This is a genomic window from Pseudidiomarina terrestris (assembly GCF_030466375.1).
Taxonomy (GTDB): domain Bacteria; phylum Pseudomonadota; class Gammaproteobacteria; order Enterobacterales; family Alteromonadaceae; genus Pseudidiomarina; species Pseudidiomarina terrestris.
In genome coordinates this window covers 149,922-164,619 of the sequence record NZ_JAGGJE010000004.1, presented here as the reverse complement: position 1 = coordinate 164,619, position 14,698 = coordinate 149,922, and the positions used below count along the sequence as shown (strand labels likewise).

Genomic DNA, 14,698 nt, shown 5'->3' with positions numbered 1-14,698 from the left:
TCCAAAAAGGTCGTGGTTGACCTTCTCAGAGTTACACCTCCCCCTGAAGAACGATATAGGGGAGTTCCCCCTAAATTGCCCCGTGGGCGAACACTACCTTAGGTCTTCGGTGCTGTATGTTCATTCCGCTGCACATGCAGCCATAACAGGCTTGGTTGCTTATGCATCGCTTTGCCTTTCCTATTTATGGTAATCTGCGTAAATAGCCCAGATAGGAAGCAAAACAGTGAAAATAATGCACAACTACTTAGCGTTTTTATCTCTTTTAATGTTGGTGGCGTTGCCTGCCAGCGTTTCAGCGCAACCGGCTGAAACCAGCAAAGCAGCAGAGCAAGCCGAGCAGCCAGTGCCGGCGCCGACGCGTTTTCGCTCGGAACATAAAGGTATCTTTAATGGCAAGCGCCTGACTTATACGGTCGACGCCGGCGAAACCTATATTCGCAATGGTGAAGGGGAGCCAACAGCGGCGATTTTCTCGTTCGATTATGTGGTCGACAAAGAGCAGAATCGCCCGGTGACCTTCATCTGGAATGGCGGTCCGGGATCCTCTTCGACCTGGTTACACATGGGGGGCTATGGTCCCAAACGTATCGTTGTTCCGAGCGATGCGGAGCATCCGGGCGTTGCGCCCTATACGCTAAAAGATGCACCGGAAACCATTCTCGATGTCACCGACATGGTCTTTATTGATCCCGTAGGCACAGGTTTTTCCCGCGCTATCGGTAAAGGCAAAAAGGAAGACTTCTGGGGACTGACGGAAGACGCCAACTCAATGGCAGCCTTCATTGCTGAGTGGCTGACTGCGAATAATCGTTGGAACTCCCCGGTCATCCTGATGGGGGAGAGCTTTGGTACCACCCGCGCGGCAGCCGTAGCCAAGGTGTTGCTGGATGACTACGTGATCAACGTCAACGGCATCGTGTTTGTCTCACAAGCCCTGGATTACCAAGGGTCGACTCCGTACGTTGATGACAATATCATTTCCTACATTACCTATGTGCCGACCATGGCGGCGACCGCCTGGTATCACGGCAAAGTGGATAACTCAGGCGATTTTGAAGCCTTTATTCAGGCCAGCCGCGACTTTGCTGCGCAGGAATTGTTACCGGCACTGTTCCAGGGCAATCTGCTAAGTGAAGCCAAACGTGCAGAATTAGTGGCTAAACTGCAGCGTTTTACCGGTTTGAGTAAAGAGTACATTGAGCGTGTTGACTTGCGCATCAATGCGTTCCGTTTTGCCAAAGAGCTGCGTCGCGATGAAGGCATCGCAGTCGGTCTGCTCGATAGCCGCTATACCCAAGACGAGCGCGATGATGTCGCAGCACGACCTGAAGGTGATGCGGCTCGTGTGATTTCACCTGCGTACAAAGCGGCGTTGATGCACTACATGGCGAGTGACTTAGGTATTGACTGGCAGCGTAAGTATCTCAATCCGTCGGACCCTGAATTGTCAGGCAAGTGGCGTTGGAGCCCTCTGCCTGAAGGCCGTTCGTGGGAGCCGCATTACGTTAATACCGCCCCTGATTTGGCGGATGTTCTGCGCAATAATCCCATGTTAAAGGTGATGGTAGGTTCCGGTTATTATGATCTGGTCACACCTTTTTTCGATGCTGAGTACACCTTGAATCGCCATGGCATTGCGGGCGAGGACATTATTTACCACTATTATCACGGTGGCCACATGATGTATGTGCACGAGCCGGCGCGGCAGGCGTTGTTAAAAGACACCCGCGCCTTTATTAAGGCACAGACGGGTCAAGCTGACTAAGCAAAGTAGGGGAGAGCAGATGAAGTTAAAGATGTTTCAGGTGGATGCGTTCAGTGAGCATGTCTTTGGGGGTAACCCGGCAGCGGTTTGTCCCCTGGAGGCCTGGCTTGATGACAGTATGCTGCAAGCTATTGCTGAGGAAAATAACCTTTCTGAGACGGCATTTTTTGTCGCCAAAGACGATGTTTTTGAGCTGCGTTGGTTCACCCCCGTTGAAGAAGTGGATCTGTGTGGTCATGCGACCTTGGCGACGGCGCATGTGATCTTTACTCACCTTGCCTTTAACGAGCCTGAGGTTGTCTTTCAGACCCGCAGTGGTGAGCTTCGTGTAAGCCGCGCAGAAAGCGGTTATGCCATGGACTTTCCTGGAACCTTGCCGAACCCAACTGAAGCACCACAGGAGCTTACGGATGGACTGGGCAAGCCACCTGAACAGGTACTTGCCGGGTTTGATTATGTAGCGGTGTATGGTTCAGAAGACGAAATTCGCTCGTTATCCCCTGATTTCGAAAAACTCAAAGACCTCAGCTTGCGAGGAGTTGTCGTTACCGCACCTGGCAAGAATGTCGATTTTGTCAGTCGCTGTTTTTTCCCCAAGCTGCGGGTAAACGAAGATCCCGTCACCGGTTCCGCACATTGTGAGCTCGCGCCATACTGGGCCGGGCGACTTGACAAGCGTAAACTTAGCGCGGAACAACTTTCCCAAAGGGGCGGCAGCATAGAGTGTGAAGTCAAAGGCGAGCGTGTCGTTCTTATCGGGCGTTGTGCAGATTTCATGAGCGCTGAAATTCAGGTGGCTTAGTAGCTGAAAGAAAAAACGGTTCAGTTGCTGCAACAGACACCATGACCGTTTGTTAGAGGAATGAGTATCGTTGACATCCCCACAGAAACAATTTGATCTCCATTGGTTGACCGGACAATTTCGCGATCCCGACAAAGAGTCGGGCTATCGCAGTTCAATCAAAGCTCGGGTTCGATACGAGTCTCGTCTCGCCTGGGTTTTGGTGTCGGTGGTCTTTGGTATGTTTACCATTACTGACTACAGTCTGCTCGGTCTAACCCGCGAGTACTACTTATTACTTAGCATGCGCGCGGTGGTGGTCAGTCTTTGTCTGGTGTTGGCACTTGTTCTTGGCCGGCGAGGCGACTACAACCGGAACCGCTGGCTGCATCTATTACCGCTTTTGCTTGTGGCTACGGGCATTCTTTTAATCGTTCCTCTGCGCCCGGAAAGTCTCTCGAGCCAGATAACAGCCGCCGCTGTCGCAGTTCTGGCGTTCTTCTTGCTCATCCCCAACCTGCTTACGGTAGCCGCGTTGGGCTGTTTGTATTTGAGTGTAGGCTTTGTCGCGGCGGTGATGCTTTTTACGGGACTGTCGCCGGCGGAAATTGTGCGGATAGTGCTGTTGTTAATTATGGCTAATGTCGTTGGCTACTGCGCGTTACTGCGACTCGAGTTCCTGCAGCGTAAACAATTTGCGCTACTTCACGAAGAGCGTCAGCAAAATCGCGATCTAGTCGCAGAAATTGCTCACCGGAAGTCACTGGAAGCACAGTTACGAATGGTTGCCGAGCGAGACGCGCTGACCGGCCTCGACAGTCGCTCTTATTTCATGAAACGCGCCGAAGGGCTGCTGCAACGCTCACGCTTAGAAAAAACACCGTTCTGCCTGTTCATGATTGATGTGGACCATTTTAAAAGTATCAATGATACCTGGGGGCATACCCGCGGCGACCTTATTTTGACCAAAATCGCCGAGGTTTGTGCACAATCGCTGCGCCCCACGGATGTGATTGGGCGCTTTGGTGGTGAAGAGTTTATTGTCGGACTGCCACAAACTAGTCCCGCCGACGCCCAGGTGATAGCTGAGCGGTTGAAGATCAATGTCGCCGAGCTGCCAGTGAAGGAAGACATGGGCGAGCTTAATTTAAGCGTCACCGTTGGAATTGCTGTCGCGCACGAAGACGATGTTGATCTGGAGGCCCTCATCACGCGCGCCGACAAAATGCTGTATGCGGGCAAGCGCGAGGGCCGAAACCGGGTCATCATGTGCGAACAAGGACGCTAAAAATACGTCTCGTTGATCTCCTCGGCAATCTTGATCAACCCTAACTGCATCTCATCAATAAACTCGTGCAGGCTATCCTGTTTTAAGGATTGCGGTTTGGCGTCCAGTAGTGTTGAGCGCAGCTTATCGATACGCACAATCGCGTTGTCATGCTGCGGGAGTTCCTGCAACAGTGCTTTCACCTGTTTCAGGGTATGCAGCAAGGAACGCGGAAAGCGAGGTTCCTGGAGCAGAAATTTCAGCACGTCGGCGCGGTTGATACGCAGGCGCATTTCCCGCCGGTACATTTGATACGCAGACATGGATTTAAGTACACCCATCCACTGAATATTTTCGAACGCTGATTGCTCTGTATCAAGTTCAGGGAGCAAGGTCGCCGAGCGCACATCAATAATACGAGTGGTCATATCGCCTCTTTCAAGATTACGGCCAATGCGCAAAAAGGCGTAGCCCTCATCCTGAGTCATGGTACCCGAGAGCATACCCGTGATCGTTTGGTTGGAGCGGATGACATCGCCTAGCGCTTCGTAGCGGTGACGTCTGCCCAGCATCGAAGCACGATTTTGCATGGCCGAAAGGTATAGGGAATTAATCTGCTCCCAGGTTTCGGTGGGTAAAATTTCCCTTATCGTGCGGGCGTTTTCTCTGGCCATGGTGAGCGAACTGATAATAGAGCTGGGATTATTTTTATCTGTGACCATATATTTGACCACACTGTGCTCATCAGCCTCTTCATAATTTTCATAGAAATCTTCCCTGACGGATAAAATGTCGATAATCGGCTCCCAACCGAGCTTTACCGTGCGCGGTAAATCCATTAACAAATGCGAATTAACGTTAATGACCCTGGCGGTGTTTTCAGCGCGCTCAAGGTACCTGCCCATCCAGAAGATATTGCTAGCTACTCGTGACAACATGATTAGGCCTCCATATCCACTATCCAGGTATCCTTACTGCCGCCACCCTGAGAGGAGTTGACGACGATTGAGCCTTTGCGCAGAGCTACCCGGGTTAAGCCGCCCATGGTGACCTCAATAGCTTTACCACTTAAGACAAATGGTCGTAAATCCAAATGTCTGGGCTCAGCTTTATTGCCAATTAAAGTTGGCGCGGTGGATAGCATCAGCATAGGCTGCGCGACATAATTACGCGGATCTCTGCGGATCAAACGCTTAAACTTTTCACATTCTGCTTTGCTGGAATGGGGACCGATCAGCATGCCGGCGCCACCAGACTCATTAGCTGGCTTAACTACCATGTTATGAATATTCTCGATGACATGGTCCCGCTCGTCTTTGTTAATACACTTGTAGGTGGGAACATTGGGCAGGATGGCATCTTCGTTTAAATAATACTTAATGATATCGGGCACGAAAGCGTAGACGACTTTGTCATCCGCCACTCCTGAGCCAGGCGCATTGGCAAGTGCGACATTGCCCGCTTTCCAGGCGCGCATCAGACCAGGAACACCCAGCATCGAATCCGGGTTGAATACCTCAGGGTCAATAAAGTGGTCATCAACCCGCCGATAGATAACATCCACCCGTGCAGGACCCTCAATCGTACGCATGTAGACAACATCGTCGTCATCGACAAACATATCCCGTCCTTCAACCACCTCTGCGCCCATCTGCTGGGCCAGGTAAGCATGCTCGAAATAGGCGGAATTGTAGATGCCCGGAGTTAGCAGGACGATTTCCGGCTGTTCAATGTCTCTTGGTGATAGTTCACACAACATGTCGTAAAGGTGCGATGGGTAATCGTCCACCGGTAAAATACTGTATTGTTCAAACATTTCCGGGAAAACCCGTTTCATCACCTTACGGTTTTCAAGCATATAGGATACGCCTGAAGGAACGCGCAAGTTATCCTCAAGGACGTAAACTGTACCGTCGTTATCCCTCACTAAATCTGATCCGCAAATATGTGCCCATATTCCTAAGGGAGGATGAACACCTTTGCATTGCGGTAGAAAATTCTTAGACTTTTTCAGGAGGTCAGCCGGAAATACGCCGTCTTTGACGATGTTCTGATCGTTGTACAGGTCATCGATAAACATATTTAAGGCTTTCACACGCTGTTTTAGCCCCGCCTCGATGTTTAGCCATTCCTGCTTGTCGATAATTCTTGGAATGATATCAAAGGGCCAGTCCCTGTCGATCGATCCTTCGTCCTCGTGATAGACGCGGAAGCTGATGCCCATGACATGAATGGCTGACTCTGCAGCCATCTTAAATTCTTCAAGATCGTCATCTTTCAGACTGCGCAGATAACCGCATATGATTTCAGCTGCAGCCCTCGGTTTACCTGACGCTCGTAATAACTCATCGTACAAATTAGTGACTTTATAGCTTCCCCAACGAATGGTCATGCACGGTCCTTTTTTGTTTGATTACCTCCTTTAAACATAGTGGCAATCGCAGTAAAAAGACAAAACTGTTTGTTTTTAATGCGACTTGCATAGAGAATATGGCGAGTTTAAGCTGCGTATCAGCTGCTATTTTTTGGAGTGTTTTGTGACCTATTGTTTGGCAATTCGTGTTAACAAAGGCTTGGTGTTTGCGTCTGATTCACGCACCAATGCCGGGGTAGATTACGTTGCGACCTACAGCAAGATGCATAGGTTTTCGTGGCCTGGTGAGCGCACTTTGGTGTTGCTTTCGGCGGGCAGTCTGGCGACCTCGCAGTCGGTGGTGAATGCCATAAACTCGGATCTGGAAGATCCCGAGGCTGAGTTTAACCTTCGCAAAGGCAAACATTTATATGACCTTGCCAGCTACATTGGCAACCTGAGTCAAAAAGAGCAACAGCAGCACGCGTCGGCTCTGGAAAAAAGTAATGCCAGCGCCGAGGCAAGTTTCATTCTCGGTGGGCAAATTGCCGGTAAAGCTTCTGAAATCTATATGATTTATCCACAAGGCAATTACATTAGCGCGTCTGACGATACACCCTATTTACAGATCGGCGAAAACAAATACGGTAAACCTATCCTGGATCGTATTATCGCGCCCAATACGTCGCTGGAAGATGCCGCGCGCTGCGCCATGGTGTCTCTTGATTCTACCGTGCGCAGTAATATCAGTGTGGGGTTACCTATTGAGCTGGCGATTTACGATGACGGTAGTCTTGCCGAGCCCTGGCACAACAAATACAGCGCCTTCAGCCCGATGTACAAATCTATGCAGAAGCAGTGGAATGAAGGTCTGCGACAGGCATTTTCCGGCCTGCCGCGGTTTGATTGGGAAAAAGAGGATTAACTTGAACTGCTATGCGCTGAGCTTATGACCTTGTGCACAAAGCGGAGTTTACCTATGGCGACGTTGGAGAGTACGAAAGGATAGGCATCGTCCAGTCCCATGCTGCGATTAAGCGCATTTAATACCGCGGTGAGTCGACACCAGTCGTTGTAGAGCTGATTGAAATGCGTTTCACTTTTCGCTTCATCACTTTGTGGTAATTGCAGCAATGGATTGACGACCTGATGTGAAGATACGCTGAAATCAAAATCACTGGCGGTCTCCAGGGTATCTACCATGTGCAAGTAATGAGCCCAAGTTTCCGCCCAATCCTCCCATGGGTGCATACTGGCATACGCACTGACCCATACCTTGTGCCAGTCCGGTGCTGGCCCCTGTTCATAGTAGTGCTGCAGCGCATAGGTATAATCCAGCCGTTCGTCACCAAAAAGCTCTCTAAAATCATCTAGCCAGTGGCTGTTACGTACCAGTCGGTCCCAAAAGTAATGCCCGGACTCATGCCGAAAATGCCCGACAAGAGTACGGTATTGCTCATTCATTTCTTCGCGCATTTTCATTCTTGAACTTGGTTCAGCTTCTTTTAAATCAAGCGTGATGATGCCGGCGTTGTGACCGGTGGTGACGAAATTCTTAACCGTCAGCTCGTTGCCATACTCATCTTCCGTCTGATCTTCAAGAAACTCAAAACCCAGACCTTGCTGTGGGTCTTGTTGTCGCGAGATGACCGGCAACTCAAGTTTATAAAGGGTATAGAGTAACCGCCGTTTGGCTTGCTCCATCTGCGCCCATAGGCCCCGGTTATCAGGCTGGTCGAGATTAGGAATGGTTCGGGTTAACTCGCAGGACGCACATAACTCTCCCTGTTGGTCTGCCGGGACCATCCAGTTACAGACGTCCTGTATCGAATAATTCTTGCACTGACGGTAGAGTTTGCCGTTCGCTGCGGCGCGCCAGACGCCTTTTTCGTGGTGGGTAAAAGCACTCAACTTTTTTTCGTCAGGCATAAAGCCTAGCATCAGACCACAACTGACACAGCGGGTGTTGGCAAAATGCAGAGTATTACCACACTGACAAGAAAACGTTTGCATAATTAGGTACCCAAGGTCCGGTGCTCGCTTGTATTGAGCGTTTATTTTATGCACTATTTTAACACGTTACCAAAAAAGCGCTGGGCATTATCGAAAAAACACTTTAACTCCGTGTCGATAGAGGTGCGCCCAGCGCTCTTGGAAACGACGTAAAGGTCACCATCACAGCTCAGGGAACACTATGCGATCCTCCGTGAAACGACAGTCTAAGACAGAACCCCAATTTGCACTACTGGTGGTCGGTGTTGGCCAGGTAGGGAGTTGCTGGCTGGAGAACTTTGCACCACAGCTACCGGCGTCTGCGGTCGTCACCAGCACCCACAACTCGCGTAACCCAATAAGCCTGGCGGATATTGAGCTGCAGCAAAGCAAAGGACGGCAACCTTTGGTGCTGGATCTTACTGCGTCGGAAGCTGTAAGCCGTTGTTACCCTGACTGGATTGGCGCCGGTGCCGATATTATTAGTGCTAATAAATATGCCGGCGCCGCCGATTATGAGTTTTATCACAAAGTTAAAACAGCACTGCAAACCCATGAGCGACAATGGCTCTACCGGGCGACTGTCGGTGCCGGTGTGCCGGTACCGCAAACGGTGCGGGAATGTTATGAGACTGGTGATTCAGTGCTAAGGGTGGAGGGTAACTTTTCCGGTTCACTGACCTGGATTTTCCAGCAATACCGGCCCGGTGATAAGCTCTCTGCGTTACTGCGTAAAGCGAGCGATGCGGGTATTACAGAGCCCGATCCACGCACCGACCTCGGCGGCAGGGACGTTGCGAAAAAACTGCTCATCGTTGCGCGTGAGGCTGGTTGGGACTTTGACTTGGCAGACGCCGACATTCAAAGTCTGGTGATGGCGCCCGCATTAGATGACGAATTGGACGCGGCATTCGACCAGTGGCGCTTAACGACTTATCCGGATGCCACTCAGTTTTGTTACGTAGGACGACTGCAGGCAGACGAGCATCAGCAAGTCAAAGCCAGCGCTGCGTTGGAGCCGGTAAGCAGTGACTCACCCTATGCTCAGCTCGCTCCCGAGCGCGCATATTTCAGAGTCTGGGCCGCGCGCGCTCCAGAGACCCCAATTCCCGTTGAGGGCATAGGCGCCGGCCTTGAGGCGACCGCAGGCTCGGTTCAGCAGGATGTATTGGCGGCTATCGGCCATTACACCAACCGCTAGTGCGCGTCGACTGGACGAAAGCCACCGCGATCAACTAGTGTTTAACCAGATAACTTCGCTGTACTTGTGAGGAGGAATCATGCTAGTGGTCGTAGCTTTGGGAGGTAATGCATTGTTACGTCGCGGCGAGGACGTCACCGCCAAAAATCAGCGCGAAAACGTGCAAAAGGCGGTAAAAGTGTTGGCTGAACTGGTAAGGGAAGGACATCACTTGGTGATCACCCACGGTAATGGTCCGCAGATAGGACTGCTGGCGTTGCAGAACCATGCTTATGATGCGGATAGCATTTTCCCTCTGGATATCCTCGGTGCCGAATCTGAGGGCATGATTGGCTACCTGATTGAGCAGGAGCTGGAAAATCAGCTGGGTGATAATTACTCTGTCGCAACCTTACTCACCCAAATCGCTGTGGACCCTGATGATCCTGGCTTCGACAATCCGAGCAAGTTTATCGGTCCGGTATATGATGAGGAACAGGCAAACAAGCTCAAGCAACGGCATGGCTGGATCCTTGCCAAAGACGGCGACGACTGGCGGCGGGTGGTGCCATCACCTGAGCCTCGGGAAATACTGGATTTAAAAATTCTCAAGCTGCTGCTAGCGGAGCAGGTCATCACCATCTGCATTGGCGGTGGCGGGATTCCTATTGTACGCCAGCCGGACGGCACCTACCGTGGGGTGGAAGCGGTCATCGACAAAGACGCCGCCAGCGCCTTACTGGCCGAACAGGTTAACGCCGATGCGCTGTTACTGCTGACCGATGTGGCCGCGGTTTATCATGATTTTGGCGGACCCGATGAGCACGCCATCGAAGCCATGACCGTCAGTGAAGCGGAACAGTTTGAGGCGCCGCAAGGCTCGATGGGACCTAAATTAATCGCAGCGGCACGTTTTGTCCGTGCGGGCAGATTTAGTGCAATAGGTGCAATGGAAGATGCGCTGGACCTGGTGCAAGGTAACGCAGGCACCCGCATCACTGAAGGATAACGCCGATGCCCTTTGGCTTATACGCTCCTTTACGGTTAGTCTCACCAGGCAAGTGGGTGCGGCGAAGTACGTTGCTGGTCACCCTGGCGGCATTTTGCTGGGGCCTCTCAGGCGGTATTGGCGCCATTTTGATGGAGCGCGGTTGGGATGCATTCACCGTGTCCTTCTACCGCGGAGCGGTCGGGTTCCTGTTTGTTGTCATCTGGCTAGCGCTGCGTCCACAGCGCAGTGGTTTAAGCAAACCAAAGTTGTGGCTATGGTCGGTCGTGGCCGGAGTTGGCGTTGCTGGTAACTTCGCTTTTTATTTTCTGAGCATTGCCGAAGGCAGTGTTGCTGTTGCCGCAACACTGATGTACTGCGCCCCGGTGTTTGTTTATCTGGTCTCCTTTGTTCTGGGTCTTGAATCACCTTCATTGTTCAAATGCCTGGCCATTCTTCTGGTCATGTCAGGCGTGGTTTTATTAACGCAGATCTACACTCTGAGTGCCGGCGCGGTAACCCTGTTCGCAGTAACGACCGGTCTACTCTCAGGATTGTCTTATGCAATGTTCATCTTTGGCTTCAAATACGCCGCACCCCACGGTAGTGCGCAGGCGATTCTTGTGATAGCTTTTGCGGTGCTTGCGGGAATCCTAATCGTGCTGGGTGAAGTCGATCAGGTCAGCGCCGCATGGTCCTCGGCAAGTTTTCCGTTACTGGTTTTATTGGGTGTGCTTGGCGCTGGATTGTCGTTTGTCTTTTATATATTTGGGCTCAACTATACCGCACCCGCGATCGCCTCAATGGTGGCGATGGTGGAACCTATTACCGCATCGTTGTTTGGAGTTGTGGTGCTGGGTGAAAACCTGAATGTCATTCAGATCCTGGGCATGGCGCTGATTTTAGTTACGGTCACTGCGCTAAGTGTACATTCGAGCCGTCGCAAAGCGTCCATTAAAGACGCATAAAACAGCTCCAGCTTAAGGTTAACCGCAAACATGACAACACATAAGTCACGAGCAATAGTGGTAGAGGGCGGTGCCATGCGCGGCATCTTCGCTGCCGGTGTACTGGACGGTTTTATGCGCGAGTCCTTTAAACTCTATGATTTTGCCATAGGCGTTTCTGCTGGCTCGACTAATCTGATTGGTTATCTGACCGATGACTATCAACGCAGTTACCGGATCCTCACTGAACTGGCGCAATCGAAAGATTTTATCGACCCTGTCCGCGGTCTGCTGGGTGGTCACTTCTGTGATGTTGAGTGGCTCTGGCGTACCTCGTACAAGGAAATTGAACTGCATTTTTCGCGCTACCTTTCCGGGCATGTACCGCTCTATGTGGTCACCACTCAAGTTGAAGACGGCGCGCCGTGTTATATCGAGGTGACGGAGAACAATCTGCATCAGCTCTTCCCCGCTTCCTGTGCGATTCCATTAGCGTTTCGTGATTTCCCTGAAGTTGAGGGCGTGGCGATGACTGATGGCGGTGTCGCGGATTCTATTCCAGTCCTGAAAGCCTACGCAATGGGCGCCCGTGAAATAACCGTAGTGCTGTCTCGGGCAAAGGGCTATCGTAAGAAAAATGGCCATACTCTAGGGATCACCCGACGCATCCTGAGCCAATATCCGAAGTTATGTGATGCGATTGAAGATCGCGCAGAACGCTACAATGCGACCGTGGATTTTATTGAGAACCCACCCGACGATTGTGTGGTGCACATTATCGCGCCACCCGAAGATATGCCGGTAGGACGCTTTACCCGGCAACGCGAGCGCTTGGATGTCGGCTACAATGCTGGCTTACGTGCGGCGTTCGAGCATATTGACCACCTATAGCTCAGACGCTGTCATCGTTGTTGTCGTCCTGGTACCGCGCAGAGACACTCTGCCCTTTAGCGTTAATGCCGTTTACTGACCAGACGCCGGTAATGGGATGCTGGGTGACCCGCCCGGTAAGTTTGGCGACCTCCCCATTATCAAAAGTGACTTCAACGGTACAAAAGTGATTCAGTACTTTTTCGAAGTCGGGAACAGATATAGCAACGGGTTGAGGCTCAACCGTTGCTTTGCGGCGTTTGTGCCAGCTCAGTTGCTGAATAATGAAGGTCACGAAACCTCTCCTGTTCAGAGCTAAGTCTGAGTGTGCAATTATCAGATGACTTTTGTAGAGTTCATTTCATGCGAGCACGCGCGGCATGCAATTTCTGGTAACTATCCAGTAAGCGTTGATGCTTATCCAGGCCTTCCAGCTGCATGTTGGTTGGTGTCAGGCCGGAAAACTTAACAGAGCCAGCCACCGAACCGACCACCGCCTGCATGGTTTCGACGCCATACATACGTTGCAGATTATGCGAAAAGTCCGCCATTTCCAACTCGTCATCAAGTTCAATCTCAAGGGCTGCCTGCATGGCACGGTAGAACAGCACGCGCTCGACGGTATTATCGTTGTATTGCAGGAAGGCTTCGACCAGTTCCAGTGCTTCTTCGTGACGCTGCAGAGCAAGGTAAATTAACAGTTTAAGCTCAAGTATCGTGAGTTGACCCCATACGGTATTTTCATCGAACTCAACACCAATCAAGGTAATGATATCGGTGTAATTGTCGAGCTGACTTTCTTCCAGGCGATCCACCAGGTCCTCCAGCTCGGCATCACTGAGTCGGTGCAGATTCAGAATATCCTCACGGAAATTCAGCGCCTGATTGGTGTTGTCCCAAACCAAATCCTCAACGGGGTAAACTTCCGAATAGCCGGGCACCAGAATGCGGCAAACGGGTGCACCCAGAGCGTCATGCTGCGCCACGTAAACCTCTTTCCCCATTTGCGCAAAAATACCGAATAAGGTGTCGGCTTCTGCTTGGTTGGTGCCGGAGAAGTCCCACTCAGTAAAGTCATAATCGCTATGCGCACTAAAGAAGCGCCAGGAGATCACGCCGGATGAATCAATAAAGTGTTCGACAAAATTGTTCGGCTCGGTCACTTCCATGCTGTTGAAGGTGGGCGGTGGTAAATCATTAAGGCCCTCAAAGCTGCGGCCCTGTAGTAGCTCTGTCAGGCTGCGCTCAATAGCAACTGCCATGCTGGGATGCGCGCCAAATGAAGCAAACACGCCGCCGGTGCGGGGGTTCATCAGGGTCACACAAGCGACAGGGAACTGACCGCCCAGCGAAGCATCTTTAACCAGCACGGGGTAGCCCTGGGCTTCAAGAGCTTGCACACCTTCGACCAGATGCGGGTACTTGGCCAGTACCGTGTCCGGCACATCAGGTAGGGCAATCTCTTGCTCAATGATTTGTTTTTTGACCGCTCGTTCAAAGATCTCGGACAAACACTGGACCTGCGCTTCAGGAAAGGTATTTCCCGCGCTCATACCGTTGCTCAGGTAGAGGTTCTCAATCAAATTCGAAGGGAAATACACAGTTTCGCCATCGGAGCGACGCACGAAAGGCAGGGCACAAATGCCGCGTTCCACATTGCCGGAATTGGTGTCAATCAGGTGCGATCCGCATAGCTCGCCCTCTGGGTCGTAAAATGCCCGGCAGTGCTCATCCAGCACTCCGTCGGGCAGGCTATCGTCAGCACCGGGTTTAAACCATTTTTCATTCGGGTAATGCACAAACTCCGCGTTGGCGAGCTCTTCGCCAAAATACTGATCATTGTAGAAGAAGTTGCAGCTCAGACGTTCAATGAACTCACCAAGCGCGGACGCCAGCGCCGCTTCCTTCGTGGCGCCTTTGCCATTGGTGAAGCACATGGGCGAAGCCGCATCACGAATATGCAAAGACCAGACATGAGGCACAATATTGCGCCACGAGGCGATTTCAATTTTCATGCCCAGGTCAGCAAGAATCTGCGTCATATTAGCGATAGTCTGCTCCAGTGGCAGATCTTTACCTTCAATATAGGTCAGTGCGTTGCCATCTGGTGCACCCATCAGCAGAGCCTGAGCATCTTCATCAAGGTTCTCAACCACTTCAATCTGGAATTCGGGTCCCGTTTGCACCACTTTTTTAACCGTACAGCGCTCGATTGAGCGCAGAATACCTTGCCGGTCTTTGTCAGAAATATCGTCTGGCAGCTCGACCTGGATCTTGAAGATCTGGTTGTAACGATTTTCCGGGTCGACAATATTATTTTGTGAAAGACGAATGTTGTCGGTAGCGATATCGCGCGAGACGCAATAGACCTTTACGAAGTAGGCGGCGCATAGCGCTGATGAGGCCAGGAAATAGTCGAACGGACTCGGCGCCGAGCCGTCGCCTTTGTAACGGATAGGCTGATCGGTGATGACCGTGAAGTCGTCAAATTTAGCCTCGAGACGCAAGTTGTCGAGAAAGTTTACTTTTATTTCCATGGCGGGCTACCGGGG

At 51.4% G+C, this 14,698-nt stretch carries 13 protein-coding genes; 8 read left to right on the top strand and 5 right to left on the bottom strand.

What is annotated here, in order from left to right:
- Positions 1-235 precede the first annotated feature (235 nt).
- The 3 genes from J6J28_RS10255 to J6J28_RS10245 all read left to right on the top strand — a co-directional run bounded on the left by J6J28_RS10255 (position 236) and on the right by J6J28_RS10245 (position 3,837).
- Positions 236-1,768, top strand: a complete 1,533-nt coding sequence (locus J6J28_RS10255; protein WP_301721632.1) for a S10 family peptidase — start codon at positions 236-238, stop codon at positions 1,766-1,768.
- A gap of 19 nt (positions 1,769-1,787) precedes the next feature.
- A complete protein-coding gene (locus tag J6J28_RS10250) occupies positions 1,788-2,570 on the top strand; it encodes a PhzF family phenazine biosynthesis protein (RefSeq protein WP_301721531.1) in 783 nt (260 codons plus the stop codon).
- Positions 2,571-2,640: 70 nt separating this feature from the next.
- The gene (locus J6J28_RS10245; protein WP_301721530.1) at positions 2,641-3,837 is read left to right on the top strand and encodes a GGDEF domain-containing protein; all 1,197 of its coding nucleotides are present in this window, start codon (positions 2,641-2,643) and stop codon (positions 3,835-3,837) included.
- On the opposite strand, the gene J6J28_RS10240 is transcribed toward J6J28_RS10245, so the two are convergent.
- Both J6J28_RS10240 and J6J28_RS10235 read right to left on the bottom strand, forming a co-directional pair.
- On the bottom strand, positions 3,834-4,754 hold the full coding sequence (locus J6J28_RS10240; RefSeq protein ID WP_301721528.1) for an alpha-E domain-containing protein: 921 nt from the start codon (positions 4,752-4,754) through the stop codon (positions 3,834-3,836). The genes J6J28_RS10245 and J6J28_RS10240 overlap by 4 nt on opposite strands.
- Before the next feature lie 2 nt (positions 4,755-4,756).
- Complete coding sequence (locus J6J28_RS10235) at positions 4,757-6,208, bottom strand: circularly permuted type 2 ATP-grasp protein (protein ID WP_301721527.1); 1,452 nt, start codon at positions 6,206-6,208, stop codon at positions 4,757-4,759.
- Positions 6,209-6,353: 145 nt separating this feature from the next.
- On the opposite strand from J6J28_RS10235, the gene J6J28_RS10230 reads away from it, so the two are divergent.
- The gene (locus J6J28_RS10230) at positions 6,354-7,094 is read left to right on the top strand and encodes a proteasome-type protease (RefSeq protein ID WP_301721524.1); all 741 of its coding nucleotides are present in this window, start codon (positions 6,354-6,356) and stop codon (positions 7,092-7,094) included.
- Here the strand turns inward: J6J28_RS10230 and J6J28_RS10225 are convergent.
- Complete coding sequence (locus J6J28_RS10225) at positions 7,091-8,182, bottom strand: zinc-binding metallopeptidase family protein (RefSeq protein ID WP_301721523.1); 1,092 nt, start codon at positions 8,180-8,182, stop codon at positions 7,091-7,093. The genes J6J28_RS10230 and J6J28_RS10225 overlap by 4 nt on opposite strands.
- A 193-nt stretch (positions 8,183-8,375) precedes the next feature.
- Between J6J28_RS10225 and J6J28_RS10220 the strand changes: the two genes are divergently transcribed.
- The 4 genes from J6J28_RS10220 (at position 8,376) to J6J28_RS10205 (ending at position 12,167) form a co-directional block, all read left to right on the top strand.
- On the top strand, positions 8,376-9,362 hold the full coding sequence (locus J6J28_RS10220) for a hypothetical protein (RefSeq protein ID WP_301721522.1): 987 nt from the start codon (positions 8,376-8,378) through the stop codon (positions 9,360-9,362).
- 79 nt (positions 9,363-9,441) lie between these two features.
- Complete coding sequence (gene arcC, locus J6J28_RS10215; protein ID WP_301721521.1) at positions 9,442-10,350, top strand: carbamate kinase; 909 nt, start codon at positions 9,442-9,444, stop codon at positions 10,348-10,350.
- A gap of 5 nt (positions 10,351-10,355) precedes the next feature.
- Positions 10,356-11,297: a DMT family transporter gene (locus J6J28_RS10210; protein WP_301721520.1), complete on the top strand. Its 942-nt coding sequence runs from the start codon at positions 10,356-10,358 to the stop codon at positions 11,295-11,297.
- 30 nt (positions 11,298-11,327) lie between these two features.
- Entirely contained in the window at positions 11,328-12,167 is an 840-nt protein-coding gene (locus J6J28_RS10205) for a patatin-like phospholipase family protein (RefSeq protein ID WP_301721519.1), read from the top strand.
- A gap of 1 nt (position 12,168) precedes the next feature.
- On the opposite strand, the gene J6J28_RS10200 is transcribed toward J6J28_RS10205, so the two are convergent.
- Both J6J28_RS10200 and J6J28_RS10195 read right to left on the bottom strand, forming a co-directional pair.
- A complete protein-coding gene (locus J6J28_RS10200; RefSeq protein WP_301721518.1) occupies positions 12,169-12,441 on the bottom strand; it encodes a hypothetical protein in 273 nt (90 codons plus the stop codon).
- Between the two features lie 61 nt (positions 12,442-12,502).
- Positions 12,503-14,683: an OsmC domain/YcaO domain-containing protein gene (locus J6J28_RS10195; RefSeq protein ID WP_301721516.1), complete on the bottom strand. Its 2,181-nt coding sequence runs from the start codon at positions 14,681-14,683 to the stop codon at positions 12,503-12,505.
- Positions 14,684-14,698 lie beyond the last annotated feature (15 nt).

What these genes read in the sequence shown, in the direction of transcription:
- J6J28_RS10235 (WP_301721527.1), bottom strand. Translation starts at nt 6,208, where the DNA reads ATGACCATTCGTTGGGGAAGCTATAAAGTCACTAATTTGTACGATGAG.
- J6J28_RS10240 (WP_301721528.1), bottom strand. Translation starts at nt 4,754, where the DNA reads ATGTTGTCACGAGTAGCTAGCAATATCTTCTGGATGGGCAGGTACCTT.
- J6J28_RS10225 (WP_301721523.1), bottom strand. Translation starts at nt 8,182, where the DNA reads ATGCAAACGTTTTCTTGTCAGTGTGGTAATACTCTGCATTTTGCCAAC.
- J6J28_RS10210 (WP_301721520.1), top strand. Translation starts at nt 10,356, where the DNA reads ATGCCCTTTGGCTTATACGCTCCTTTACGGTTAGTCTCACCAGGCAAG.
- J6J28_RS10195 (WP_301721516.1), bottom strand. Translation starts at nt 14,683, where the DNA reads ATGGAAATAAAAGTAAACTTTCTCGACAACTTGCGTCTCGAGGCTAAA.
- J6J28_RS10205 (WP_301721519.1), top strand. Translation starts at nt 11,328, where the DNA reads ATGACAACACATAAGTCACGAGCAATAGTGGTAGAGGGCGGTGCCATG.
- J6J28_RS10255 (WP_301721632.1), top strand. Translation starts at nt 236, where the DNA reads ATGCACAACTACTTAGCGTTTTTATCTCTTTTAATGTTGGTGGCGTTG.
- J6J28_RS10250 (WP_301721531.1), top strand. Translation starts at nt 1,788, where the DNA reads ATGAAGTTAAAGATGTTTCAGGTGGATGCGTTCAGTGAGCATGTCTTT.
- arcC (WP_301721521.1), top strand. Translation starts at nt 9,442, where the DNA reads ATGCTAGTGGTCGTAGCTTTGGGAGGTAATGCATTGTTACGTCGCGGC.